The sequence below is a fragment of the Shewanella halotolerans genome, from assembly GCF_019457535.1.
Taxonomy (GTDB): Bacteria; Pseudomonadota; Gammaproteobacteria; order Enterobacterales; family Shewanellaceae; genus Shewanella; species Shewanella halotolerans.
This window is the reverse complement of the sequence record NZ_CP080417.1, coordinates 2,115,739-2,140,356: the sequence shown is the minus strand read 5'-3', so window position 1 is coordinate 2,140,356 and position 24,618 is coordinate 2,115,739. Positions and strand designations below refer to the sequence as shown.

Genomic DNA, 24,618 nt, shown 5'->3' with positions numbered 1-24,618 from the left:
TACACGCTTTTACAAAAAAATATTGGGTATACTGCAGTCCTATTTGGCTATGGTAGCAACTTGATGCACGGACTGAAACAACTCTTAATCTTTACCGATGGTTCTTGCCTGGGCAACCCGGGTCCCGGCGGCTATGGCGTGGTGATGAAATATAAGGCCCACGTGAAGGAACTCAGTGGCGGCTTCGCCTTGACCACCAACAACCGCATGGAACTCCTGGCCCCCATCATGGCGCTGGAGGTGCTCAAGGAGCCCTGTCAGATCATTCTCACCAGCGACAGCCAATATATGCGCCAGGGGATCACCCAGTGGATCCATGGCTGGAAGAAGCGCGGCTGGCTCACCGCCGCCAAGGAACCGGTTAAGAATGTCGACCTCTGGCAGCGCCTGGATGCCGCCACCAGTGAGCATAAGATAGACTGGCGCTGGGTAAAGGGCCATGCGGGTCATATCGAAAATGAGCGCTGCGATACCCTGGCGCGAGAAGCCGCCGAGGCTGGCCCGAGTGAGATAGATACCGGCTATCAGGCAAAAGGCTAGCGCTTAACACCTAATGACTTAACGCCGCATTACTTAAGCTTAAACTGTTTGACCCTGCCCGCGGTTGGCGCGGTAGACCATTTAGGCTGACGCACCTTCTGCCTGTCCAGGATTGGCGTCATGGGCGAGTCTAACTTGCGAGCCACCAGAATATAGACACTGCCACTGCCAGGCAGCCAGGCCTGCAGCGCATGCTGCCAGATGGAATCGCCGCGGATCTCACTGAGCAGATGATGGTAAACCAGACGCTCATCGCCCACCACCTGATAGCCCAGCAGGCCGAGCCAGTCCTTGACCCTGGCGGGGGTAAAAAAACGGCCGCTCCAGGGGAGCTTTTCCTGACGACTGGGGAGCATCTTACCCAAAAAAGCCGGGCTCAGTGGGTTAAAACCTATGATAAACAGATAGCCACCGGAGATAAGCACCCGGTCGGTTTCGCGCAGCACGCTATAGGGATTGGCCTCGAAATCGAGCAACATGGAACAGACCACGGCATCGATCACCCCATTTTGAATCGGCAGTTGGGAATACTCTCCCTGTAGGCAGCACAGGGCGGACTCACACAGAGAAAACTCACGGCCGATTGGCAGGTTAGGCTTCTCAAGCGCATGACTGAGGGGCCCCATGCAGAGCATATGATAGCCAAACACCTTGGGCCACCAGGGCATCAACTTATCCTCGATGGCCTCTTGCAGCCACAAGCCGTTAGGCAACTCCTGCCACGCCTGGGGTTTTATCACATTAAAGGACACTGGCCACTCCGCGACTCACTTTTCCGGTTTCCCTAATGATTTGACTATTTTAGTATTAAATCCCTAAAGCGCTATACACGCAATAACTTTGCTCAGTAAACTAAATCCGTGTCACCCAATCCCTGTGAGAGACAAGTATGAATACTGTTACCCCCATTCCCGCCTTCAACGACAACTATATCTGGCTCATTCATGCTAAAGACAGCGGCGGCCATTATGTGGTCGATCCCGGTGATGCCAAGGCGGTGCTGGACTATCTCGAGCAACATCAAATTGTGCTCGATGGCATCTTAATCACCCACCACCACAAGGATCACACTGGCGGCATCGAAGAGCTACAGGCAAGCCATGACCATAAACTCACTGTCTACGGTCCGGATAACGAAAACATCAAGGGAATTAATCATCCTATCTCGGGGCAAACTGAGTCCGTTAGGCCAGAAAAACTTGATAGTGACGCCAAGATTATTCATCTTCCCGGCCACACCTTGGGGCATATTGCCTACCTGATTGACGAACACCTCTTCTGCGGCGACACCCTGTTTAGCGCCGGCTGCGGCCGCCTGTTTGAGGGCACCCCAGCTCAGATGCACCATTCCCTGCAAACCCTGGCGCAGCTCGATGACGATACCCTCGTCTATCCCGCCCACGAATACACCCAGGCCAATCTGGCGTTTGCCCTGACCGTCGAAGGTGACAATGAGGCCCTCATCGCCCACGCCGGCAAGGTTAAACAGCTTCGTGACCAAAACCTGCCGAGTCTGCCCTCCAGCATAGGTTTAGAGAAGCAGATCAACCCCTTCCTGCGCCCAGAGCAGCCAAGCATAAAACAGAATCTGAGTCGCCATTTCGCCCAGGATGTGACAGATAACGACACCAGTTTCACGCTTCTACGTCAATGGAAGGACAATTTCTGATAATTCCTATACAATGGCGCGCTAATTAAGTCCCCACCGAGGCTGCCCTAGGGTTATCGCCTCGACCAGAGGGACCCAAAAGTAAGGAATTATTGTCGATGCGCTTATCCATTGTCCTGGTCGCAGGGGGACTCTCCCTGCTCGCAGGCTGTCAAACTTTTACCCAGCCAGAACCGGCTGCGCCGGCGATCACCACAGCGCCCGTGGTCGTCGAGCCCCAAGTTACCGCTCCTGTCGAGCCTGAGCCAATTCAGATCACCGATGTGTGGCAACGTATCCGCCTAGGACTTAGCCTGCCGGTACCGGATCAGAAACTGGTCAATCAATACCGTAACTGGTATCTGAAACACCCTCAGCATCTGGCCAGGGTATCGGAGCGCGCCGAGCCCTTCATGTATCTGATCGTCGAAGAAATTGAGAAGCGCAACCTGCCCATAGAGTTGGCGCTGCTGCCGATCGTCGAGAGCGCCTTCGATCCCTTCGCCTACTCCCACGGCGCCGCCTCAGGCCTGTGGCAATTTACCGCCCCCATGGCCAAACACTTTGGCCTGGAGATGAACTGGTGGTACGACGGTCGCCGCGATGTGCCCGCCGCCACCGTTGCCGCGCTGGATATGATGGAGTATCTCTACCAGAAGACGCACAACAACTGGCTGTACGCCATCGCCGCCTATAACACGGGCGAAGGCCGGGTACTCAACGCGGTTAAGCGCAACGAGGCCAAGGGGCTGGCAACTGACTTCTGGGCGCTGGACTTACCGCGGGAAACCGAGCGCTACGTGCCTCAGCTGCTGGCACTGGCCGATGTGATCGCCAACGCCGATGATTACGGCATCTCCCTCTACCCCATTCCTAATGAGCCACAGCTCAAGGTTGTCGAGGTGGGCAGTCAGATCGATCTGGCACTGGCCGCCGACATGGCCGGCATGAAGCTCAACGAGCTGCACTCGCTCAACCCAGGCTTTAACCAGTGGGCGACGGCGCCCGAAGGCCCACATCGTCTGGTGGTTCCCCTGGATCACGCCGAGCTGTTTGAGACCAAGTTGGCCGCCAGCGACCAAGACCAACGCCTCAAGTGGCAGCGCTATAAGATCAAGTCCGGCGATAGCCTGGGGCTGATCGCCAAGCGTTTTAACACTACACCGTCGGCCCTTCGCGCGGTAAATGACATTAAGAACAACCGCATCATCGCAGGTAAGCATCTGTTGATCCCTGTCTCCTCCAAGGATCCGGCAAAATATCTGCTCTCGGCCGAGCAGCGCCTGCAAAAGCGTCAGTCCGGCGGCAGCGGTTACAAGCTGAGTTACAAGGTAAAATCTGGCGACTCACTCTGGCTGATCGCCAAGCAGCACAAAGTCAGCGTTGCCAAGCTTGCCAAGTGGAATGGTATGGCGCCAAAGGATCCCCTCTCTATCGGTCAGAAGTTGGTGATCTGGCAACAGGGCGACAGCAAGGCGGTGACCCGCACGGTGAATTACACGGTACGCTCCGGCGACTCGCTGGCTAAGATAGCCACTAAGTTTAATGTCAGCGTGAGCCAGTTGGTGAAGTGGAACAGCCTCTCGGCCAAGAAATATCTGCAGCCAGGCCAGAAGCTGACCCTGTATGTGGATGTGACTAAATCTCGAGTGTAAAACCTGAATTTAAAGTCTCGGCTTTTATCTCACGTACTTACAAGCATCACAGCTTTTATTTAAGCAGCGATTACCGCACACAAAAAAGCGATGCCTCGGCATCGCTTTTTTATTAGTGCTTATTTGTTAGCACTTCTCTATCGGTTACACCGCTCGCTTACAGACCACCTAGCTTCTTAAACAGCTTGTCTTTTAGCTCGTCGGTCGCCTTCTCGGTTTCCTTTTTCAACTTGGACTCGAACAGGGCTGCGGTATCAAGGGAAAATTTAGGCTCGCTGATGGTGCCAGCGATGGCAAAGGGGATCTCGACCCCATAAAGCACATCTTTCTCTGCGCCGCCCTGACCCTCTAACGAGCCGACCACCGAAGTCTTCAGCGCATAGTCGATCGCCTCGGAGAGCAGATTCACATTACCCTTACCCTGTAAACGAATCAGCGGCGATGCCATATTAAGATCCGGGTTGTTCACTATCCCTTTGGCCATGGTAAAGCTGCCGGTCAGGCTGGTGAAGTCGGTCTTCTTCTCACCGCTGGAGGCAGCATTGAGGTCCCCCCCAAGTTTTGCCTTGGCATCACGCAGCATCTGGGGAATGTTCACCCCATAAAGCGCACCGTCGGCGACCTCAAACTGGCCCTTGGCATCGAGGTTACGCTTGATGTTATCCGGGATCAGGCTGTAGCCACTGCCTGTCACCTCGAAGTTGGTGGTACCGGCCAGCATGTCGACCTCGGCAGCATCGGTCAGCAAAGGACGCACCTTGATGCCGGAGATCTTCTTGTTGAAGCGATAGCTGGCCACAGGTTTACGACCATCTAGCTGAGCACTGGCAAGTAATTTACCCTGATAGAGATCGGCGCTTAGCTGGCTGACATCTAGCACACCATTTTTCAGTGTCAGTTTCATCTGCCAGTTTTCTGTCTTGATCTTATCGGCAGTCACAGACTTGGCATCGAGATCCAGCTTAAGATTGACCGCCTTCATGCCACTAAGGTCGGGCTCCTTGGCAGTTGCCGCGCCCTCGCCTTTAGCCGTCTTATCTTCGCCCTTGGCACCATCATCTTTGGCCATAAAGGGCGTGACATCAATATCGCCAAAACTCATAGAGGCCACTACGTCCGGTACCTTGCCGCCGTAATTGACCGACATTTTGCCCTGTGCCTTAATCTGCTCGACATTCAGACTTGAGAGCACCAAGGCCATGGTCTTGGCGTTGTTGTCCAGCTCGAGTTGAGTGGTGAGATTGATGTTCATGCGCTTATTGGGAATCGCATCCCCTTCCAGGCTGTTTTCAATCTCAAAATCCTTGATGGCGATTTTCGCAAGACTTGGGTCGACCTTGATCTGTCCCTTACCTTGGCTGCTGACCTTCATCTCAGGCTGGGTCATGGAGAACTTGTAACCCAGATCGGCAAACTGCCCCAGAGAGAACTCGCCTAAGGTTAAGGATTCAAGTGTCAGTGCCTGGGTCTTACCCGTCGCCTCATCATAAAGATTCACCTGAGTGTTGGTGATGGCGATGCCACCGATATTCAGGCTACTCAGCTGCACGCTGCCCTGAGCGGCCCCATCGCTACCCGCTTTGTCGCCAGCCTTCTCGGCCTTTTCGCCAGCGGACGTCAAACCATCCATGCTGCTGCGGCCATTCTTATAGCTGTCGAAGTTTAGGGTCAGGCCATCTAAATTCAGCTGGGCGATCTCCACCTCTTTACTCAGCAGCGGCATTAGTGCTACCTCGGCCACTATGCCGTCGACTTTAAGCATGGTGTCATGTTTGAACCCCTCAGGATTCGACAGGCTGATGTCACCAAGGGCTATCCCTATGCTGGGGAAGAAGGTCCAGCTGAGGTCTTGCTTGATAAGTAGATCGCGCCCGGTTTGCTTTTTCACCGCCTCGACAATTTGCGGCTTAAAGTCATTGGGATCGAATATAAGGGTGAGATAGGCGATCAATAATAGGAAAAGGGAGGCAAATACTATGAGTAGCCATTTTACAAATTTCATAACAGGTTCCGTCTGGTAAAGGTGAGCAATTGGCCCGTTAGGCCAATTGCGAGAGATCCAACTGCTCTGACGACACGGCAACGCCATTATCGTCGGCATAAAGCATCATACCTGGCTTTATTATAACGCGATCTATCTCAAGCGTAACGTTAACATCGCCAAGATCCCGTTTATCCGTTTTGATGGGGTTAGCGCCAAGTGCTTGAATTCCAATAGTCATCTGCGCCAAGGCGCCGACATCACGCACATAGCCATTGATCACTATGCCACTCCAGCCATTGTCCACCGCACTCTGTGCAATCATATCGCCAAGCAGGGCGCGTCGGTTCGAACCGCCACCATCAACCACCAGGACTCTGCCTTCACCAGGCTGTCCCAGCAGTTGCTTGACCTTGGAGTTGTCTTCGAAACACTTTACCGTGACCACCTCTCCCCAGAAGATTCGCTTCTGGCCAAACTGTCGATAATGGGGCGCCAATAACGACAGTTGAGTCTCATACTGGTCAAAGAGATCGGGCAGTAGATCTTGCATTGCAGCCTCCCTGCAGAACTAAGAAAAGTTAAGTTACTATAACAAGGCGAATATAAAATGAAAATTAGATGAATTTAAATTCGATCGGTTTTAGAATGTGCCTTCGCTAATATAGATTGGCGATTAAATCATCAAGATAATAAATACTAGACCCTGGCTAATAGACCCGTCGATATTGACCAATATCGACCAAGCGATAATGGAATCACATGACAGATCATCTCAATTTACATGATGCAATGGCTGCGCTCGACGAATATGGCTATGAGCAAAAACACAGCAGCGAACTGAGTCAGGCCCGTACCCATGCGCAGATGGATAAATATCTTAGATCGTTAGGCTTCAATCTGCGCAGATTGCTGATTTTGCAAGAGGTCGTTGGCAAGCTGGTCGACGAAGAGCAGGCCAATCTGGCCCGCCAGGAAAACATTCAGACCTATAAGACCAAGGTGATTAACCTGTCCCGCGAATATGGCATCTCTTACGACCGCGTGTTAGAGATCATGCAGCAAGGAGTTAAGTAAATCAAATAACCTGCCAGATAGCAGGTTATTTTCCACTACAGCTTAAAGGTCGAAATTAGAGATTCTAGATCCGCCGAGCCCGATTTTATCTGCTCACTGGTACTGCCAATCTCCTCACTCTTCTGCTGGTTCTCCAGCGAAATATCGTTAATCCGGGTCACATTCATATTCAGTTCGGCGATCACCGCACTCTGCTCCTCGGTCGCCGTGGCGATCTGAATATTCATGTCGGAGATCTGTCTGATGGAAGACTTGATGGTCTGCAGCGCCTCCACCACCTGACTGGTTTCACCTACCGTTTGCTCCGACTGCGCCTTAGCCCTGGCCACCGAGGCGTTGACACTGTCTACCGAGGCGCGGATCGCCTCTATGATGGCATTGATCTCCTGGGTCGACTCCTGAGTTCGACTGGCCAGGGTGCGCACCTCATCGGCCACCACGGCAAAGCCGCGTCCCGCCTCACCGGCCCTCGCCGCCTCAATGGCGGCGTTAAGCGCCAGCAGGTTAGTCTGTTCGGCAATGCCGACGATCACATCCAATATCTGGCCTATCTTGCCCGAGCTTATCTGCAGCGCCTGAGCCTCATCGGCAGTCACCTCTAACTCATTAGACAGGCCTTTGATCTTAGCCACGGCGCCATCGACAACGGCCACGGTATCATCGGCTTCGCCATCGGCACTACCGGCGCTATCGGCGGCAAGCTGGGCATTGGACGCCACCTCAGAGGAAGCCATAGACATCTCGTTGATGGCGGTGGCGACGCTTTGGGTCTCCGCCTGCATGTTGGCCGTTACCATACTGGCCTGGGCCGAGATATCCGCCAGCCCTTCGGCCAGTTCGCGACTGTGGGTCACAGAAGCGCTCACCGAATTAACCAGCGCCTGTATCTTGGCAACGAACTCATTAAAGCTCGCCGCCACCTGTTTGAGTTCATCCCGGCCCGACTCTTCGAGCCTCAGGGTAAGGTCGCCCTCGCCTCGCGCGATATTTTCAAAGGCGGCTATGGTGTCGGCCATAGGCGCCGAGATACTGCGGGAGATGGCCCCTAAGATCAGGATCACCGGCAGCCACACCGCAATGCAGATCAGCAGATACTTGTAGATGAAGGCCTGCATCTCCTCTTGAATATCATCCACATAGATGCCGGTCCCGACTATCCATCCCCAAGGGACGAAACGTTTGACCACACTCATCTTAGGGCTGGGCGCCGAGGCATTGGGGCGATTCCACATATATTCGATCAGCGCATAATCGCTGTTTGCCGTGCCTGTCACCATCTTCTCAAATAGCCTGACACCATTGGGATCTTTCATCCCCAACACATTGGTGCCCACCAGCTTCTTGGCAAAGGCGTGCTGCACCATGATCCCTTGCCTATCTATGGTCCAGAAATATTCGTTACCCTCATACCTAAGGGCATCCAGAGCGGCGATGGCGTTGCGCCTGGCCTCTTCCTCACTCATGGTGCCGGCTTGTGACGCCTCATAAAACTGGCTGATCACCTTCTCGCCAACATCCGATAGCGCCGATAACTTGGCCTGCTTCTCCTTAACCAAGACCTCTTCGATATTAGCCAGCGCAAATACAAACATGATGCCGGTCGCGACGATGGCAAGCAGTAGCATAAACAGCAAACGATGGGCAATTTTAAATTTGCGAAACAGGGCATAAATGGCGTTCATGGCGATCACCTTCAGGCAAGTGACAGAAATAATTAGGACATCCCTTTAAATCTCGCCTATTCAAATCCTTTTGTCAAAGCCGCTAACTACCTATAAATGCATACTTTAGTGGACTAAACAGGGGTCGAAAGCAGGATATAATACCTATTGGTTAATTATTCGTCTGTGTCGGCCGATAACAACTAAACTAAAGTGTCAGTACTTTTTATAAGGGTAATCTTTCACGATGAAAGCTAAGGGAATAGTGCTTCTGGTCATAGTCGTTATGGGGCTCTTATCGATCAACTGGTGGGGTGGCAAGGCGCCCGCTACCGAGCCACCTGTAAAGTTAAGAATTGCAACCTCTACCACGCCACTGAGTGCGCCCCTGATCATCGCCAGAGAATTAGAGCTGTTTAAGCCCTACAATTTGGATATCGAACTTATCCCCCTGCGCGGTGGTCACCTCTGTTTTCAGGCGATGATCCAGGGCGTTGCGGATCTGGCGACCAGCTCGGAAAGTGTGATCATGTTCAACGGCTTTCAGCGCAGCGACTTTCGTCTGCTGGCAAGCTTCGTCGAGTCGGATAACGATCTCAAGCTACTCACCCTCAACGATGAACAACCCAAGAGCATCATCCAGCTCAGCGATAAGAAGATAGGCATGGTCAAAGCCAGCTCAAGCGAATTCTTTGCCGATGCTTTCCTGATCATCAGTGGTCATCAACAGCAGGATTTTGAGAAGGTATTCATGTCCCCCCAGGCGTTAGGGCCAGCGCTGCTGGCCGGTGACGTCGACGCCATCTCGGTATGGGAACCCTTTGGCTACAAGCTGATCGAAGAGCATGGCGATGCCATCTATCAATATCCGGGTAAAGGGATCTATAACCTTTCCTTCAATCTGGTCACCTCGGCTGCCAACGCCAGGCTGCATGAAAAACAACACGCCGATATTCTGCGGGCGTTAAAGAGTGCGCAACACTTTATTAATCAGCACCCTCAAAGTGCCAAGCAGATCATCAGTGACTATCTGGATATCTCACTGTCCGAGCTGGAGTGGGCGTGGAATGATTACGTATTTCGGCTATCTTTAAATAACTCACTGATCTCAAATTTGCATGCACAGGCACGCTGGGCGATAGCCAGCGGCGCCATCGATGCAAAAACACCCCCGGATTTTAGGCTGCTTCTGGATGATTCAGCACTCAAGCAGGCGCTCGATAACTAGGACGTTAACAGCAAATGATGATCAATACCCGGTTAAAATTATTGCTCTTCATCAGCCTTTTTCTGACAACTACCATACTGTTAACCTTTGCCGGGCTGAGACACATACAGCAGGAAAATCTGCAGCAGCTTTCCCATATCATGCAGCTGGAGAGCAGCATAGACGTGCTCAGGAGCCGGCTCTGGGCCCTGCAGGAGTTTCAGGATGAGGAGGTATTGATCCAGACCCTCAACGCCCATCAACAGCTCAAAGCCAAGCTTGCCGAGGCGCAGTTCTTAGCGCCCGCGACTAAAGTATTAACCACCAATTTAAATCGTCAGGCTGATAGCTTGGCCGCACTGCTCAAACTCACCCAGCAGCATATGAGCTCACCGCCGCAGCGGGGCATCATCTCCGCCCGCGGCATGTTAACCACCCGGTTTAACATCACGATACAGTCGATGAGTGAAGATCTCACCAGTCTGCAACGCCTGGTGATCGATAGTCTGGCCGTGCAGCAATCACAGATCCTCTCGACCACTATTCTGTTCCTATTGGCGGGCTCAATCATCTCGCTACTGGTCACCATCTCGACCCTCAAGGCGTTCAGAGAGAGCCTGCACCGCATGAAGATGGGGATCAGCAAGCTCAGTCAAGGGGATCTGGACAGTCACATCGAGATCGTCCACCAGAATGAGCTGGCGATACTGGCGCAGAAATTTAACGCCATGACCCACAAGCTCAAGGAGACAACCATACGCAAGGAAGCGCTCCAGGGCGAAGTGGCGGCGCAGACAAAACAGCTCAAGCGCCAGACTCAAAAGCTCAAGTATGTGGCGGAACACGACGACCTCACCGGCCTCTATTCCCGTAGCGCCTTCGAGCGCCAGATAGATACCGCCATCGCCCGCTGTCAGCGCACCCAGATGCACGCCGCCATGTTATTCATCGATCTGGACAAATTTAAACAGGTTAATGACAGCCTGGGCCATGATAATGGCGACAAGGTGCTATCGACGGCGGCGAGGCGTATCCAGAGTGCGGTGCGCAGCTCAGACATCTGCGGCCGTCTGGGGGGAGATGAATTCGTGGTCTGGCTCGAGCCCATCAACGACATCGAAGAGGTGACCATAGTGATCGATAAGATCATACGTCAGATCTCACCGCCTATCGTCTGTGGCCGCACCACGGTTTCACTCACCGTCAGCATAGGCGTAGCCATGTATCCGGGGGACGAACTGACCCGCCTCAGCCTGATCAAAGTCGCCGACGACAACATGTACCAGGCCAAACAGGTGAAGGGGAACAGCCACCGCTTTACCGAACAGATCGCCCGCCAGGTTGACAAAAAGCTGGTAGGCGAAAGCCAGACAGATGAAAGCCAGGTGGGCTAACTAGCTCGCAGTGACAGACGCCGCTGCAACTGCTTGAAGTTAACCCGGATAAGTAGCAAGCATATCAATCCGATAAGATAGAGACTCGGCTCAATCACCTCAGATTTCACCGACCAATAAAAATGGATAGGCGCCAGTAAGGCCACCAGATAGACCCAGTTATGCAGCTGTTGCCAGCGACGCCCCATGGCACGTTTGACTCTGGCAAAGGAGGTGATCGCCAGCAGCAACAAGATGACATAGGCGGTGGCGCCTACCAGAATATAGGGCCGCTTAACAATCTCACTCAGCAGCAGTTGCCAGGCGAACAGCAGATCCAGGCTTAAGAAGGCCAAGATATGCAAGCTAGCATAGGCAAACACATACAGGCCCACTAAACGGCGAGTTTGCATCAAGAGCCCTAGCTTAAAGTATTTCGCCACCGGCGAAATGAGCAGTACGGCGATCAGCGAATTGATCGCCCCCATTCCGGTATAGTGGATGATGTATTGGACGGGATCGCCCCCAAGCTGGTCATTTAATACGCGCCACACCAGCACTACCAAGGGCACCAGCGCGATGAGATGAAATGCTATCTTTAAGGGCAACAGATGCCTGGCTTGCAATCGAAACAAAGGCTTCTCCTTACTGGGTCACTTTAATATATGGCGGCTTAATAGTATTGGCGCAGGTTCATCCCCTTATAGAGATGGGCGACCTGCTCGCCATAACCATTAAAGGGCAAGGTTGCGATACGCTGGGCCGAGAAGATCCCACCCTCACCTATACGACGCTCCGTCGCCTGGGACCACCTTGGATGATCCACCTCGGGGTTCACATTAGCAAAGAAGCCATATTCGTGAGGCGCCAACTGATTCCAGCTGGTGGGTGGCTGCTTGTCCATCACACGGATCCGCACCACCGACTTGATGCTCTTGAAACCATATTTCCATGGCACCACCAGACGAATAGGCGCGCCGTTTTGCGGTGGTAGCGTCTTGCCATAAAGACCAACGGCCATGAAGGCCAGCTCATTCGTCGCCTCATCCAGCCTTAGCCCTTCGACATAGGGGTAATGTATACCGCCGCCCATCAAACGGCTCTTCTGCCCCGGCATCTGGTCAGGATCGAACAGGGTCTCAAAGGCAACGTGGGTCGCACCCGTCTTGACCCCGGCCTTAGCCAGCAGCGCCTTCAGGGGAAAGCCCACCCAAGGGATCACCATAGACCAGGCCTCGACGCAGCGCAGACGATAGATGCGTTCTTCCAGCGGAATCAACTTAGTCAGGTCATCCAGATCAAGTGTCAGCGGGTTGTCTACCATGCCCTCTACCCTCAGCGTCCAGGGATCCACCTTAAAGCCTTGAGCATTCTCGAAGGGATCTGTCTTGCTGGTACCAAACTCGTAGTAGTTATTATGGGTGGTCACCTTCTTCTCGGGGGTGAGGCTCTCCTGTTGGCCGTAAGCCTTGTTGCCGCTAAAGGCTAACGGATGCGTCACAAAGGGGGCGTGGGGTTCAGACTTACCGAACAGATCAAACAGCCCTGCCTGCACCTGGCCAGGTATGCTTGCCCCCAGTGCGCCGAGGCCGAGCGCCTTGATGATGTTGCGTCTATCGTTAAATACCGCCTCTGGCGTGACATGCGCACTCTTCTCTTGCCAAGCCTTTCTTCCTATTGCCCTGATGCCCTTCGCCATATCTGTTACCACCTTTTATCCATTGCGTTTCAGCCCATGCTTAATTAGATAGTCAAAACCCTTAAAAAATTTCACCTAAATAATATTTAACGAACAAGTGTTCGTCATTTGCCCTATCTCCCCTTGAACCTGCACTGGCCTCATGAGAGGCTTAACACCAAGCTTATAACGGGTATCGACTATGTTGACAGAACTTCCTTTATCTCTCCCACAAATCATCGTCTTAGGCGCGGTGGCCATGTTAGCACTGCTGATCGGTGCCCTACTCAACCAGCGACTCACCCGCAGTAAATGGCAGAGGGTCAGAGAGGAACTCGTCCAGGAGCACACCACAGCCATCGCGCTACTGGAAGCCTCACTGGAAGAGAAGCGCAGCGATATCGCCCAGCTCAACCAGAAGCTTGAACACCAGATTAATCTACTCGGTATGAGCCAGGCCCAAGCCCTTCGCGCAGACGATCTCGAGCAGCAGCTCCAGCAGAGCCAACGTAAACAGATGGAGACGCAACTGGCCCTGTCCAAGTCTAATGCTATTCAACAGACCCTGACGGTAAAGTTTGAGACAGAGCAGCAGGCACTGGAAGACAAGATTAAGCACCTGCATGAATCTGAGACCCGCCTGACTCAACAGTTTGAAAATCTCGCCAACAAAATTTTTGATGCCAAGGCACAGCGTTTACAGCATGAGAGCGAACAACAGCTATCTAACGTCCTTTCTCCCTTTAAACAGCAGCTTGAAGGTTTTAGAAAGCAGGTTCAGGAATCTTACACGGTTGAGCAGAATGAACGTAGCGCCCTCAAGCATCAGCTGGAATCTCTCAAGGCGCTAAACCTGCAGATGAGTCAGGATGCCATCAACCTCACCAAGGCGCTTAAGGGAGACAACAAGCAGCAAGGCAATTGGGGGGAAGTGATCCTCGAGCGCGTACTGCAAGAGAGTGGTCTCAGAGAGGGCCACGAGTATGAGACCCAGCAGGATCTCAAACACGACAACGGTAAACGCTTCAAGCCGGATGTGATCGTACATCTGCCGGAAAACAAAGATGTGGTGATCGATGCCAAGATGTCGCTGGTGGCCTACGAGCGTTACTTCAACAGCGAAGATGAGACCGTCAAGGCGGCCGCCATCAAGGAGCACTGCCTGTCGATCCGCAACCACATAAAGGGCCTCAGTCAAAAGGATTATCAAGCGCTTCACGGCTTAACAAGCCTGGATTATGTGCTAATGTTTATTCCATTGGAGCCCGCGTTCCTGTTGGCACTCGAGCATGAGCCCAGCCTGATCAACTATGCGCTGGAGAACAACATCATGCTGGTGAGTCCAACAAACTTGCTGGTGGCGCTGCGTACCATCAACAACATCTGGCGCTATGAATATCAGAACCAAAACGCCCAGCTGATTGCCAAGCAGGCGGGTAAGATTTACGACAAGTTATGCGGCTATCTCGAAGACATGGAAAAGATAGGCCGCGCGGTGGAGTCGCTGGACAAGCACTACCAGGCTGCCATGGGCAAGCTGAGCACGGGTAAGGGCAACCTGATCCGCCAGGCCCATCAGATGCAGCAGATGGGCGTCACCACCAACAAGCAGCTGGATAACCAGTTGCTCGACAAGGCCCTCAGTGACCACCTGGAGCATGACATAAAACTGAATTGATCCGGCATTACACTATAGATGGGCAAGTAAACGGGTAAATCTGCGTCATTGGACGAATCGAGCACAGCAGGAAAACAAGGATAGGAAGACAATGCCAAAGCGGTTAGGCACACTTTTTCAGGCAAAACGTTATCTCCTCTTAGGCTTAGGGGCGCTCATCCCTATGACACTGTCGGCCGCCGGCTTAACCCCAACCCAGCAGCGCTACCTGGATGCCAGAGAGGCCCTGGATAAGGGCCAACTAGACAGCTATCAGGCGCTGAGAAAACAGCTCAATGGCTATCCCCTCACCCCATATCTCGACTACCACGCCGAGATAGATAGCATTCTTGAAGCACCGGGTGCTAAGGCACTGGAGGCTATGACACGCTTCGATGGCACACCTCTTTATAACAGCGCCCGTCACCGCTATCTGGAAAATGCCGGTAAGCAAAAACATTGGCACGATTTTCTCGCCATGAGCCCTGAGCTGCCCCGCAGCATCAACTTACAGTGCTATTACTACCGCGCCCAGCTAAGCCAGGGCGACAAGGCCGCAGCCTTCGACGGCGCCGAGAAGCTCTGGCTCCACGGCCATTCGCGCCCCAAGGAGTGTGATCCCCTGTTTAACGCCTGGGAAAAGGCCGGACATCGTAGCCAATCTCTGCTGTGGTCGCGCATGTTACTGGCCTTCAACGGTGGCGAGTATGGCCTGCTCAAGTATCTTGCCAGTAAGGTTACCGCCCACCAGAAAGAGGCCAAGCAACTCCTGGCCGTCTATCAAGATCCCCGCAGCCTAAGACACACCAAACGCTTCAAGGTTAAGGCCGCCATCTATGGCGATATCGTCGATGCCGGCCTCAGACGTCTGGCGCGAAAAGATCTTGTTAAGGCGGTCAGCCTGTTTACTAAGTATGAAAAGGCCCATCGCTTCAGCGACTATCAGGGGCAGAAACTGGCGCGCTACCTGATGAAACGCGCTCTAGTTTCCCAGGAGACAGAGCTCAAAGCCTTCGTCGATAGCCGCCTGCCCAAGACGGACAGCGACGATCTTAAGGTGCTGCGCCTGCGCTGGGCGATCCGAGAGGCTGACAATCAGAGCCTCGACAACTACCTGCCCCTGCTAAGCGAGGCTAAGCGAGAGAAGGCCCGCTGGCAGTATTGGATAGCCAGGCGTCAGATGGAGACAGGTGCAAAGCTGGCCGAGACCGCGCTGCCGAGCTTAAGTAAACAACGCAACTTCTACGGCTTTACCGCGGCCGATCTGGTATCGACCTCGATAAACCTGGCACAGATAGACACAAAGCTCGACGAGAGCCTGACGCCACAGCTCGCCCAAGACCCAGGCCTTGCCCGCGTCGAAGAGCTGTTGGCGCTGGATAAAAAAATCGATGCCCGCGCCGAATGGGTGTTGCTGCTTGGCCGCCATCCACAGAACAAACAGGCGCAGTATGCCCTGCTGGCTCAACGCAACCAGTGGCACGATCTGACCGTACAGGCCAGTATTCAGGGCCAGCTGTGGAACGACATGACGCTGCGCTTTCCCTACGCCGCCGACGAGGCCTTCAAGGCCGCCAGCAAGAGTGCCAAAGTCGATATCGATGAGATCCGCGCCATCGCCCGCAGAGAGTCCGCCTTCTATCCCTACGCCACCTCTGGCGTGGGCGCACGCGGCTTGATGCAGCTGATGCCGGCTACGGCAAAAGAAACCGCCCGCAAACACGGTATGAAATACAGCGGCAGCAAGAGTCTCTACGATGTCTCCCTCAACACTGCGCTCGGGAGTCGCTACTACAAGTCGCTACTGGACAAGTTCGACGGTAACCGCGTGTTGGCTACCGCCGCCTATAATGCCGGCCCCCACAGGGTGACCCGCTGGCTGGAGCAGAGCCAGGGCAAGCTGGATGTGTATGCTTTTATCGAGTCTATCCCCTTCACCGAGACCCGCGAGTATGTACAGGCGGTATTAAGTTATCGCGCCATCTACCAGGCGAGACAACAAAAGCCGGTCGCCCTCTTCTCCGCCGAGGAGCTAGCGTTTGAATATTAACGCCTGCAATAACCGCTTTATTCGCTGCTTAGTTAACAGCTTAGTTAGCCTCTTGATTGCGTCAACTGGCCGTCAAGAGGCTGACGCTTTTATGACACCTTTACCTCACCTCGCCACTCGCAACCAGCCTCCACAATCCCCCCGTAATAAACCCGAGGATATGTCAAAATTCTGGCAACATTCCGAGCAATATATCTCTTAATAAAAAGATGAAAAAAGCTGGCCAATCATAGACTTCTACCTCATAGTTAAGTGTCATCATCATGATGGTTTTTGACTATATCTTTGATTAATACCTGCTCGCCATTAAGGAGTTCCATGTCTCATTCAAGTATCACGGCGATCTTAAACCAGCTGCAACGCGTGCTGTTGGGTAAACCCCATCAGATTAAATTAGCCCTCACCTGTATCCTCGCCAAGGGACACCTATTGATCGAAGATCTGCCCGGCATGGGCAAGACCAGCCTCTCCCAGGGGATGGCTCAGAGTCTGGGGCTGAGCCACCAACGCATTCAATTTACCAGCGATATGCTGCCAGCGGATATTCTCGGCGTCTCCATCTTCGACAAGGAACAGTCCCAGTTTGTGTTCCATCCAGGTCCCATCTTCAAGCAGATGATCCTGGCCGATGAGATCAATCGTGCCAGCCCCAAGACCCAGAGCGCGCTGCTCGAGGCCATGGCCGAGCAGCAGATCACGGTCGACGGCGTTACCCACGCCCTGCCCAGCCCTTTTTTCGTGATCGCCACCCAGAACCCCAGCGAGCAGTCCGGTACCTTTCCCCTGCCGGAATCCCAGCTCGACCGCTTCATGATGCGGATTTCCATCGGCTATCCCGACGAAACCGCCGAGTTGGCCATGCTGAAGGGGGAAGATATCTCGCCGCAGCTGCAACACCTGCCCGCCTGTATCGATCCGCTCACCCTGATTGAGCTGCAGTCTCAGGTGACTAAGGTTAAGGCCTCTGAGGCGCTGCTCAACTATATTCTCGCCCTGATAAAAGGCTCACGCCAGCTCAACGAAGGTTACGGGCTATCGCCCAGGGCCAGCAAGGCGCTGCTCAATGCCGCCAAGGCCTGGGCCTTCATTCAGGGACGCAACTATCTGGTGCCCGACGATGTGCAGGCGGTGTTTGCCGCCGTGGCCGAACACAGGCTAAGACACACCAGCCAGCAACAGGGCGAGGCCCTCTCCCAGCGCCTGCTCGCCAGCACCAATCCCATATTATAAGCCTCACTTATTAAGCCCATGGCCAGGATGAAGACGAAGAGCAGTAGATTAACAGCATGGTGGCAGGCCTGGATCGCCAGACGCCTGCCCGCCAGCAATAAGGTGACCCTGGCGCACCGCAGCATCTTTATCCTGCCGACTGGATTTGGCCTCTTCTGGCTGCTGTTTGTGGTCTTGCTGTTTCTTTTTGGCACCAACTATCAGAATAATTTGGTGATCGGGCTTTCTATCTTGCTGCTTAGCCTGTTCAACACCTGCATCATCTACAGCTATCGTAATCTTGCGGGCATGGCATTAGAGGCGAAAGCCGGACCCGAGGTCTATGCCGGCGAGACCCTGCTCTATGGCATCTCCCTCCATGCCAAACAGGTGCAACATCAGGTGGAACTCAGCTATGACAAGACCCAGGTGCAGACTATAGACAGGGTAGATGATAAGCCCCAAGAAGCGCTGATCCCCCTGAGCAACAACCAGCGAGGCTGGATCGATCCCGGCCGCCTCAAGGTAGAAAGCCGCTATCCGCTGGGGCTTTGCCGGGCCTGGTCCCATGTGGATCTCGCCAATGCGCAGATCGCCTTTGCGCAGCCCAAGGCTGGCCAATATGAGCTTAACGCCGAGCAGCAAGGCGACGATCATCAGGCGAAAGATATGGGGAAGAGCGTCATAGGCGTCGAGGAGTTTCGCGGCCTCAAGCCCTTCGTGACCGGCGAATCGCTCAATCAGATCGCCTGGAAACAGCTGGCCCAGGGCCGCGGCATGCTCACCAAAGAGTTTGAGCAGCCCCAGAGTGCACCACAATGGCTGACCTTAGACACAAACGCACCGTTAGAGGAGCAACTTAGCCTGCTAACCTGGGCGGCAGATAGGCTTGCTGCCAAGGGACAGGTCTTCGGCCTCAAGCTACCGAACAAAACCTTAGCGCCCGCCAGCGGCGAGCAACACAGACGTTTAGTGCTCGCCACCCTCGCCGTCTATCCTGAGCATCTGGAGAGTCTCCATGGCCGATAGCAAGAGCGAAAACATCGGCCGCCAAAGCCTGCTCTGGTTGCTACTGATCAACCTCAGCGTGCTGGCGCCCCTCTACGACAAGATGACCCCCTGGAGCATGGCCATCTGCACCATCTGTCTCCTCTGGCGGGTGGGGATCTTTGCCGGTAAAGTCGCCAAGCCGCCGAGATACCTGGTCACCACACTGGCGATAGCCTCCGCCGTCACTCTGGCCTTAGTCACGGCGCAGATAGGTCTGCTTAACGGTTTGATCAATTTGCTGATCTTGGGCTATGCCCTTAAATATATCGAGATGCGCGACAGACGCGACGTGCGCGCCGTGGTACTGGTGGGCTTCTTCCTCATCGCAGTCACGCTAATCGAGAAGCAGAGTCTCTGGTTTACCCTGCAACTGACCCTGGTCGCCATCATTAACATCTGTGTGCTGGTCAGTCTCTATCTTGATGCCAGCTCAATTCGCCGCACTGCCAAGCTTGGCGCCAAGATAATGCTGCAAAGCCTGCCATTGGCGATTGTATTGTTTATGGTGCTGCCAAGACTGCCGCCACTCTGGCTGCTGCCAAATCCCAAGAATGCCACCACAGGGCTCAGCGACGAGCTCTCCTTCGGCGATATCGGCAAGCTGACCCGCTCAAGCGCCCTGGCCTATCGCGTCACCTTCGATAACAGCCGTCCTGCCAACAATCAGCTCTATTGGCGCGCTCTAGTGCTAGATCACTATGATGGCAAGACCTGGACCCAAGACCCCGGCATCAAGACGCTGCAGCGCCAGCGCACGGTGACAAACGCTCGCCCAAGCCCCAAAGGCACCTCGATAAACTATGAGGTGATCGCCGAGCCCAGTTACCAAAACTGGCTCTTCGGCCTGGATCTCGCCTACACCAATACCCGGGAGATCCTAGAGCTGCCCGATGGCCGCCTCTACGCCAAGACGCCCCTGAGTCAGAAATACCAGTATCGGGTCACGTCCTATCCAGAGGCGAAACTGGATCCTCGTCTGTCACCTGAGCTTAGACGCCGCAACCTAAAGTTACCGCAAGATTCCAATCCAAGATCCCGGGCACTAGGGCTTGAGTTGAAACGCGACTACCCGGAACCCGAGCGGCGCCTTAACGCCATCATGACGCTGTTTAATAAGTCGCCCTATTTCTATACCCTGGAGCCGCCTAGGGTGGGCCCACAACAGATCGATGACTTTCTGTTTGAGAATCGCGCCGGTTTCTGCGCCCACTACGCCAGTGCCATGGTATTCCTCGCCCGCCAGTCAGGCCTGCCAGCCCGCATGGTCACGGGATACCAGGGCGGCGAGTGGAATCAGGCCGGCGGTTACCTCAGCGTCTATCAATATATGGCCCACGCCTGGGTAGAGGTCTGGCTCGATGGTAAGGGCTGGACCCGCTACGACCCCACCGCCATGATCGCTCCCGAGCGGGTCGAGGCAGGCTTCGATGCCATGTTCTCCCCCGAGCAGAGCTATCTGATCAACAACCCCTTTAGCAGCCTGAGGCTGCGTCAGTATCCCCTGCTCAATAATTTGCGCATGTCCCTGGCCAGCATAGATTACTACTGGAGCAAGTGGGTACTGGGCTTCGATGAAGAGAGACAAAGCCAACTGCTCAAGGAACTACTTGGCGAGATCAACGCCACCAAGCTGGCGATCTTCATCATCGCCTCCTTCAGCGTCATCGCCCTGTTTATCGCCTACAGCGTCGGCCTGCTGCGCTTTACTCGCCACCCAGATCCTGTCGTTGCGGGGTTTGAGCAGATAGGCGCCATGCTGGCCAAACGCGGCCTGCCCCGTGCTCAGGGTGAGTCGGTCGATGCCTATCAAACACGGGTACTCGCTGCCGCGCCCGAGCTTAGCGAGCCAATGACGCGCTACACCACAAGTTATATGACCCTTAAATATCGCGCCCCCTCACCAAAGGCCAGCAAACAGCTTAAGCGCCAGCTGAAACAGGATCTGCGCCGCCTGCGCCTCGCTATCCTCAAGCTCAAGGGCCGCTTGGATACCAGCGAAACCACAGATTAGTGGCCACATAAATACAAATTAGATCGAAAGCGTCAGGATACTCATTCAAGCGTTGTTGATGCAGGCTAATCCTCAAGCAAAGCCATTGAAAATGTGTGAAAAACAAGCATAAACTGAGCTAACATATCGAATTACGCCGATATTGTACGACGAGCATTGGCCGGAAAACCCAGATGCCCTAGAATGGCCACAGAACAACGAAATGGATAAGTGATCTCATGCTGTATTTGGTGCAATCGAATCGAATGGAGGCTTTGGCAGAGCTGCTCGCCAACGAGCTACAGACGCCCCTGCCGGGTCAGTCGCCGCTGAGCAATGAGCAGATCTTGGTCCAGAGTCCCGGCATGTCCACCTGGCTCAGGCTCGCCATCGCCAAACAAAACCAGGTCGCGGCGGCGCTAGAGTTCCCCTTGCCGTCGAGCTTTATCTGGCAACTCTGCCACCAGCTGCTACCGGATGTCCCCAAGGAGAACGCCTTTACCAAACCGGCCATGACCTGGAAGCTGATGGAGCTGCTGCCAGACCTCTTGTCTCTGGAGGTGTTCGCCCCGCTGGCAAACTATCTGAAAGACGATGCCATACTCACAGACAGCGCGGCGCCGCACTCATTAAAACTGTTTCAGCTTTGCAGCCAGATAGCCGACATCTTCGACCAATACCTGGTCTATCGCCCCGACTGGATCTTGGCTTGGGAACAGGGTGAGGATCGACTTCCCCCCAAGGAGCGCCCGCTAGCGGCCAACCAGCAGTGGCAAAGCCTGCTCTGGCGCGAACTTATTCACTACAATCATCACACGCTGAACCAGAGCCGCTATCACAGGGCGAACCTGCACCAGGCGCTGTTTGATGCCTTAAGCGATCCCCAGTGCGATCTTAGCAAGTTGCCGCCGCGCCTGTTTGTCTTTGGTATCTCCTCCATGGCGCCGCAGACCCTGGAAGTGCTCTACTTTTTGGCCAAACGGATCGATGTGGTGATGCTCAACCTAAGCCCCTGCCAACACTATTGGGGCGACATAGTAGATCCTAAGCTCAGGGCGCGAATGGCGCTGCAATATGGCGACAAGCAGCAACTCGCCATCGATTGGGAGAGTAAGCTCGAGGTAGGCAATCCCCTGCTGGCCAACAACGGTAAGATGGGCCGCGAGCTGTTAGACCTTATCCTGGAACTACCGGAAAACGACACCAACTTCAACTTCGAGTGCTATCAAGATCCGGGCTCAAACACCCTGCTCCACGGCGTGCAGCAAGATATCCTAGAGCTTTGCACCCGCGGCGAAACCCTAGGACCGGACGCCGAACTCTATCTCACCACCAACGGCAGACGAGTACTTAAGAATGACGATGATTCCCTGACCCTCAGGAGCTGTCACAGCCCACTACGGGAACTTGAGACACTGCACGATCATCTGCTGGAGCAGTTGTCGCAATCGGATGGTCTCGCCCCCAAAGATATCGTAGTGATGATGCCAGATGTGGCGGCCTACGCACCCTACATAGATGCGGTATTTGCCTCCAAACGCGGCGATCATTTTATCCCTTACGCTATCGCCGATCGCGGCGCGGCACAGGAATCACCTCTGATCAACAGCTTCCTGCACCTGCTAGATCTCAACAAGAGCCGCTTCGCCCTGACGGACATCTTAGGCATACTCGAGGTGCCCGCCGTGATGCGCCGCTTCGATCTGGACGATGATGATCTCCTGCTTATCCGCCGCTGGCTTGAACAGGCGGGCGTGCGCTGGGGACGGGATCAGCACAGCCGTCAGGCGCAGCAGTTGCCCGCCTTCGAACACAACTCCTGGGCCTTTGGCATCAAGCGGCTGATCTTGGGCTATAGCTTCAGCGATGAGGCACCTATCTATCATGACAGCCTGGCGCTCCCAGGCGTCGAAGGGCAATCGGCCCAGGCACTGGGTAAGCTGCTCAACTTTATCGAGGCGATCGACGAGTTTAATCTAGCGCTTGGCGAGCATTGCCCCTTAAGCGTGCGCATTACTCAACTGCAGACCCTGGTAGAGACCTTCTACGACTGCGTCGATGAGGAGCTGAGTCAGAAACAGGAGCTTTTACAGGCGATCACCCGTCTGAGTGAAGAGCTCACTGCTACACAGTATCAGAGCGAACTCGAACTCGAAGTGATGCAGAACTGGTTTACCCGTCACCTCACCGAGTCCCGGGTGGGACAGCGCTACCTGGCCGGTAGCGTCAACTTCTGTACCCTGATGCCGATGCGCTCCATCCCCTTTAAGCTGGTCTGTCTGCTGGGCATGAACGATGGTGTTTACCCCAGGGTACAGCACCCGGTAGGCTTCGACCTGGTAGCGCAGGAAGGGCCACGTAAGGGAGACCGTTCCCGCAGGCTGGATGACAGATACCTGTTCCTTGAGGCGCTGCTCTCTGCCAGAAAGCAGCTCTACATCAGCTATATCGGCCATAGCGAGCGGGATAACAGTGAGCGCATCCCCTCTATGTTAGTGTCGGAGCTTATCGAATACTGCCAGCTCTGCTATTTGCCAGAAAATTGTGCCCACCTGCTTAATACAGCTAGTGAAGATGACACAAACACGGTAGATATCGCCAAAATCGAGCAGGCCATCTTAGACCAGCTAATCATCACCATGCCGCTGCAGCCTTTCGATGAACGCCTCTATCTGGCAGACGAGTCTGAAGGCGCAGAGTGTGAAGGCGCAAAGAGTGAGCCAAGACGTCTTCGCCAGAGCTATAGCGAGCAGTGGTGCCCTAGCGCCCTTGCTGAGCAGGATAAGCGCCTCGATGACAAGCCAGCAAGTGCTAGTCATTTCATCGAGGCGCCGCTGACTCTGGTCGCCGATGAAGATAAGGGCGAGCCGCTTGAGCTCTCGGCGCTGATCCGTTTCTACCGTAATCCGGCGCAGTATTTTTTCAATCGCACCCTCAAGCTGGATCTTAATCTCAGCATACAAGCGGATGAAAACGATGAGCCCTTCGCCCTCAATCCCCTGTCTCGCTATCAGCTGCAATCGACCCTGATAGAAGATGCGGTCAAGTCAGGCGATGAGCGGCCATCGAGTAAGCTACTAGAGCGCTTGCGGCTCTCGGGTCAACTGCCCCTGGCCCCATTTGACGATCTCCTGCTTAAACAGTATCAGCACGATATTCGCGCCCTGGTCGGTCGCACCCTCTATCTGCAGGGTGAGAGCTGCCATACCCAGGATATCAATCTTCTCCTGGGCGATAGCGCCGCCACGGCTTTAGTGGGGCGAATCGACGGCGTCAGCGCCAAGGGGCTGGTCAACTACCGTCCGGGGACGGCGAACGCGCGGGATCTGATCCGCGTTTATCTGCGTCACCTGTGCCTTAACGCTAGTCTTAACACCAGTCTTAACACCAGTCTTAACGCCAGCGTCAGCGAAAATAGCGACGTGGAAATCCATGAGGGCACACCCTGGCAGCGCCACAGCTATCTGCTCGATATCGGCCATTTCCACGCCTTTGCGCCGATAACGCCAGAGCAGGCGCTCAATCAGCTCTCACTCTGGGCCGAGCGCTATCATCAGGGGCAGAGCCAGCCCCTGCCCTTCATGCCAAGAACCGCCTTTGCCTATGTCGAAGCCGAGGGAGATCATATTGAGAAGCTGATCGCCGCCCAGCCACAATGGCTCGATGAACAATCTAACCTGGGTGAAGGCCAGGAAGCTCACTATCAGCGGTTATTTACTTTCCCTGATGATTTTAGCGAGGCAGGCTTTGGCACCATAGCCAGCACGCTGCTCTCACCCATGCTGAGTCTTTATCACAAGGCGCCGCTGAGCGAGTTGGCCGATTTCGTGGAGGGCCAATAA

The 24,618-nt window shown here is 54.4% G+C and carries 18 protein-coding genes; 12 read left to right on the top strand and 6 right to left on the bottom strand.

Features of this window, described 5'->3' with window-relative positions:
* The first annotated feature begins 63 nt into the window (after window positions 1–63).
* Window positions 64–540: a ribonuclease HI gene (gene rnhA / locus K0H81_RS09085; protein WP_220060649.1), complete on the top strand. Its 477-nt coding sequence runs from the start codon at window positions 64–66 to the stop codon at window positions 538–540.
* Window positions 541–569: 29 nt separating this feature from the next.
* On the opposite strand, the gene K0H81_RS09080 is transcribed toward rnhA, so the two are convergent.
* Window positions 570–1,292: a methyltransferase domain-containing protein gene (locus tag K0H81_RS09080; protein ID WP_220060648.1), complete on the bottom strand. Its 723-nt coding sequence runs from the start codon at window positions 1,290–1,292 to the stop codon at window positions 570–572.
* A 137-nt stretch (window positions 1,293–1,429) separates the two neighbouring features.
* On the opposite strand from K0H81_RS09080, the gene gloB reads away from it, so the two are divergent.
* Together gloB and K0H81_RS09070 are read left to right on the top strand one after the other, a co-directional pair.
* The gene (gloB, locus tag K0H81_RS09075; RefSeq protein ID WP_220060647.1) at window positions 1,430–2,209 is read left to right on the top strand and encodes a hydroxyacylglutathione hydrolase; all 780 of its coding nucleotides are present in this window, start codon (window positions 1,430–1,432) and stop codon (window positions 2,207–2,209) included.
* A gap of 98 nt (window positions 2,210–2,307) precedes the next feature.
* On the top strand, window positions 2,308–3,843 hold the full coding sequence (locus K0H81_RS09070; protein ID WP_220060646.1) for a LysM peptidoglycan-binding domain-containing protein: 1,536 nt from the start codon (window positions 2,308–2,310) through the stop codon (window positions 3,841–3,843).
* 157 nt (window positions 3,844–4,000) lie between these two features.
* On the opposite strand, the gene K0H81_RS09065 is transcribed toward K0H81_RS09070, so the two are convergent.
* On the bottom strand, window positions 4,001–5,845 hold the full coding sequence (locus tag K0H81_RS09065) for an AsmA family protein (RefSeq protein ID WP_220060645.1): 1,845 nt from the start codon (window positions 5,843–5,845) through the stop codon (window positions 4,001–4,003).
* A gap of 37 nt (window positions 5,846–5,882) precedes the next feature.
* Window positions 5,883–6,377 carry a putative 4-hydroxy-4-methyl-2-oxoglutarate aldolase gene (locus K0H81_RS09060; protein ID WP_220060644.1) on the bottom strand — a complete coding sequence of 165 codons (495 nt, stop codon included), beginning with the start codon at window positions 6,375–6,377 and terminating at the stop codon, window positions 5,883–5,885.
* A 209-nt stretch (window positions 6,378–6,586) separates the two neighbouring features.
* On the opposite strand from K0H81_RS09060, the gene K0H81_RS09055 reads away from it, so the two are divergent.
* The gene (locus tag K0H81_RS09055) at window positions 6,587–6,901 is read left to right on the top strand and encodes a hypothetical protein (protein WP_144203206.1); all 315 of its coding nucleotides are present in this window, start codon (window positions 6,587–6,589) and stop codon (window positions 6,899–6,901) included.
* A gap of 35 nt (window positions 6,902–6,936) precedes the next feature.
* Here K0H81_RS09055 and K0H81_RS09050 read toward each other — a convergent pair whose 3' ends face one another.
* Window positions 6,937–8,583 (bottom strand): methyl-accepting chemotaxis protein, encoded by a 1,647-nt coding sequence (locus K0H81_RS09050; RefSeq protein ID WP_144203204.1) that lies wholly within the window; start codon window positions 8,581–8,583, stop codon window positions 6,937–6,939.
* A 226-nt stretch (window positions 8,584–8,809) separates the two neighbouring features.
* On the opposite strand from K0H81_RS09050, the gene K0H81_RS09045 reads away from it, so the two are divergent.
* Window positions 8,810–9,790: an ABC transporter substrate-binding protein gene (locus K0H81_RS09045; protein WP_220060643.1), complete on the top strand. Its 981-nt coding sequence runs from the start codon at window positions 8,810–8,812 to the stop codon at window positions 9,788–9,790.
* Between the two features lie 14 nt (window positions 9,791–9,804).
* Window positions 9,805–11,163: a GGDEF domain-containing protein gene (locus K0H81_RS09040; protein WP_220060642.1), complete on the top strand. Its 1,359-nt coding sequence runs from the start codon at window positions 9,805–9,807 to the stop codon at window positions 11,161–11,163.
* On the opposite strand, the gene msrQ is transcribed toward K0H81_RS09040, so the two are convergent.
* The gene (gene msrQ, locus K0H81_RS09035) at window positions 11,160–11,777 is read right to left on the bottom strand and encodes a protein-methionine-sulfoxide reductase heme-binding subunit MsrQ (RefSeq protein ID WP_220060641.1); all 618 of its coding nucleotides are present in this window, start codon (window positions 11,775–11,777) and stop codon (window positions 11,160–11,162) included. The genes K0H81_RS09040 and msrQ overlap by 4 nt on opposite strands.
* Window positions 11,778–11,815: 38 nt before the next feature.
* The gene (msrP, locus tag K0H81_RS09030) at window positions 11,816–12,841 is read right to left on the bottom strand and encodes a protein-methionine-sulfoxide reductase catalytic subunit MsrP (RefSeq protein ID WP_220060640.1); all 1,026 of its coding nucleotides are present in this window, start codon (window positions 12,839–12,841) and stop codon (window positions 11,816–11,818) included.
* A gap of 181 nt (window positions 12,842–13,022) precedes the next feature.
* On the opposite strand from msrP, the gene rmuC reads away from it, so the two are divergent.
* The 6 genes from rmuC (at window position 13,023) to recC (ending at window position 24,618) form a co-directional block, all read left to right on the top strand.
* The gene (rmuC, locus tag K0H81_RS09025; protein WP_220060639.1) at window positions 13,023–14,498 is read left to right on the top strand and encodes a DNA recombination protein RmuC; all 1,476 of its coding nucleotides are present in this window, start codon (window positions 13,023–13,025) and stop codon (window positions 14,496–14,498) included.
* A gap of 91 nt (window positions 14,499–14,589) precedes the next feature.
* On the top strand, window positions 14,590–16,527 hold the full coding sequence (locus tag K0H81_RS09020) for a transglycosylase SLT domain-containing protein (RefSeq protein ID WP_220060638.1): 1,938 nt from the start codon (window positions 14,590–14,592) through the stop codon (window positions 16,525–16,527).
* Window positions 16,528–16,845: 318 nt separating this feature from the next.
* A complete protein-coding gene (locus K0H81_RS09015; protein ID WP_220060637.1) occupies window positions 16,846–17,757 on the top strand; it encodes an AAA family ATPase in 912 nt (303 codons plus the stop codon).
* Window positions 17,758–17,784: 27 nt separating this feature from the next.
* Window positions 17,785–18,765 (top strand): DUF58 domain-containing protein, encoded by a 981-nt coding sequence (locus K0H81_RS09010; protein WP_258406427.1) that lies wholly within the window; start codon window positions 17,785–17,787, stop codon window positions 18,763–18,765.
* The gene (locus tag K0H81_RS09005; protein WP_220060635.1) at window positions 18,755–20,797 is read left to right on the top strand and encodes a transglutaminase TgpA family protein; all 2,043 of its coding nucleotides are present in this window, start codon (window positions 18,755–18,757) and stop codon (window positions 20,795–20,797) included. The genes K0H81_RS09010 and K0H81_RS09005 overlap by 11 nt, the downstream gene beginning before the upstream one ends.
* A gap of 218 nt (window positions 20,798–21,015) precedes the next feature.
* Window positions 21,016–24,618: an exodeoxyribonuclease V subunit gamma gene (recC, locus tag K0H81_RS09000; RefSeq protein WP_220060634.1), complete on the top strand. Its 3,603-nt coding sequence runs from the start codon at window positions 21,016–21,018 to the stop codon at window positions 24,616–24,618.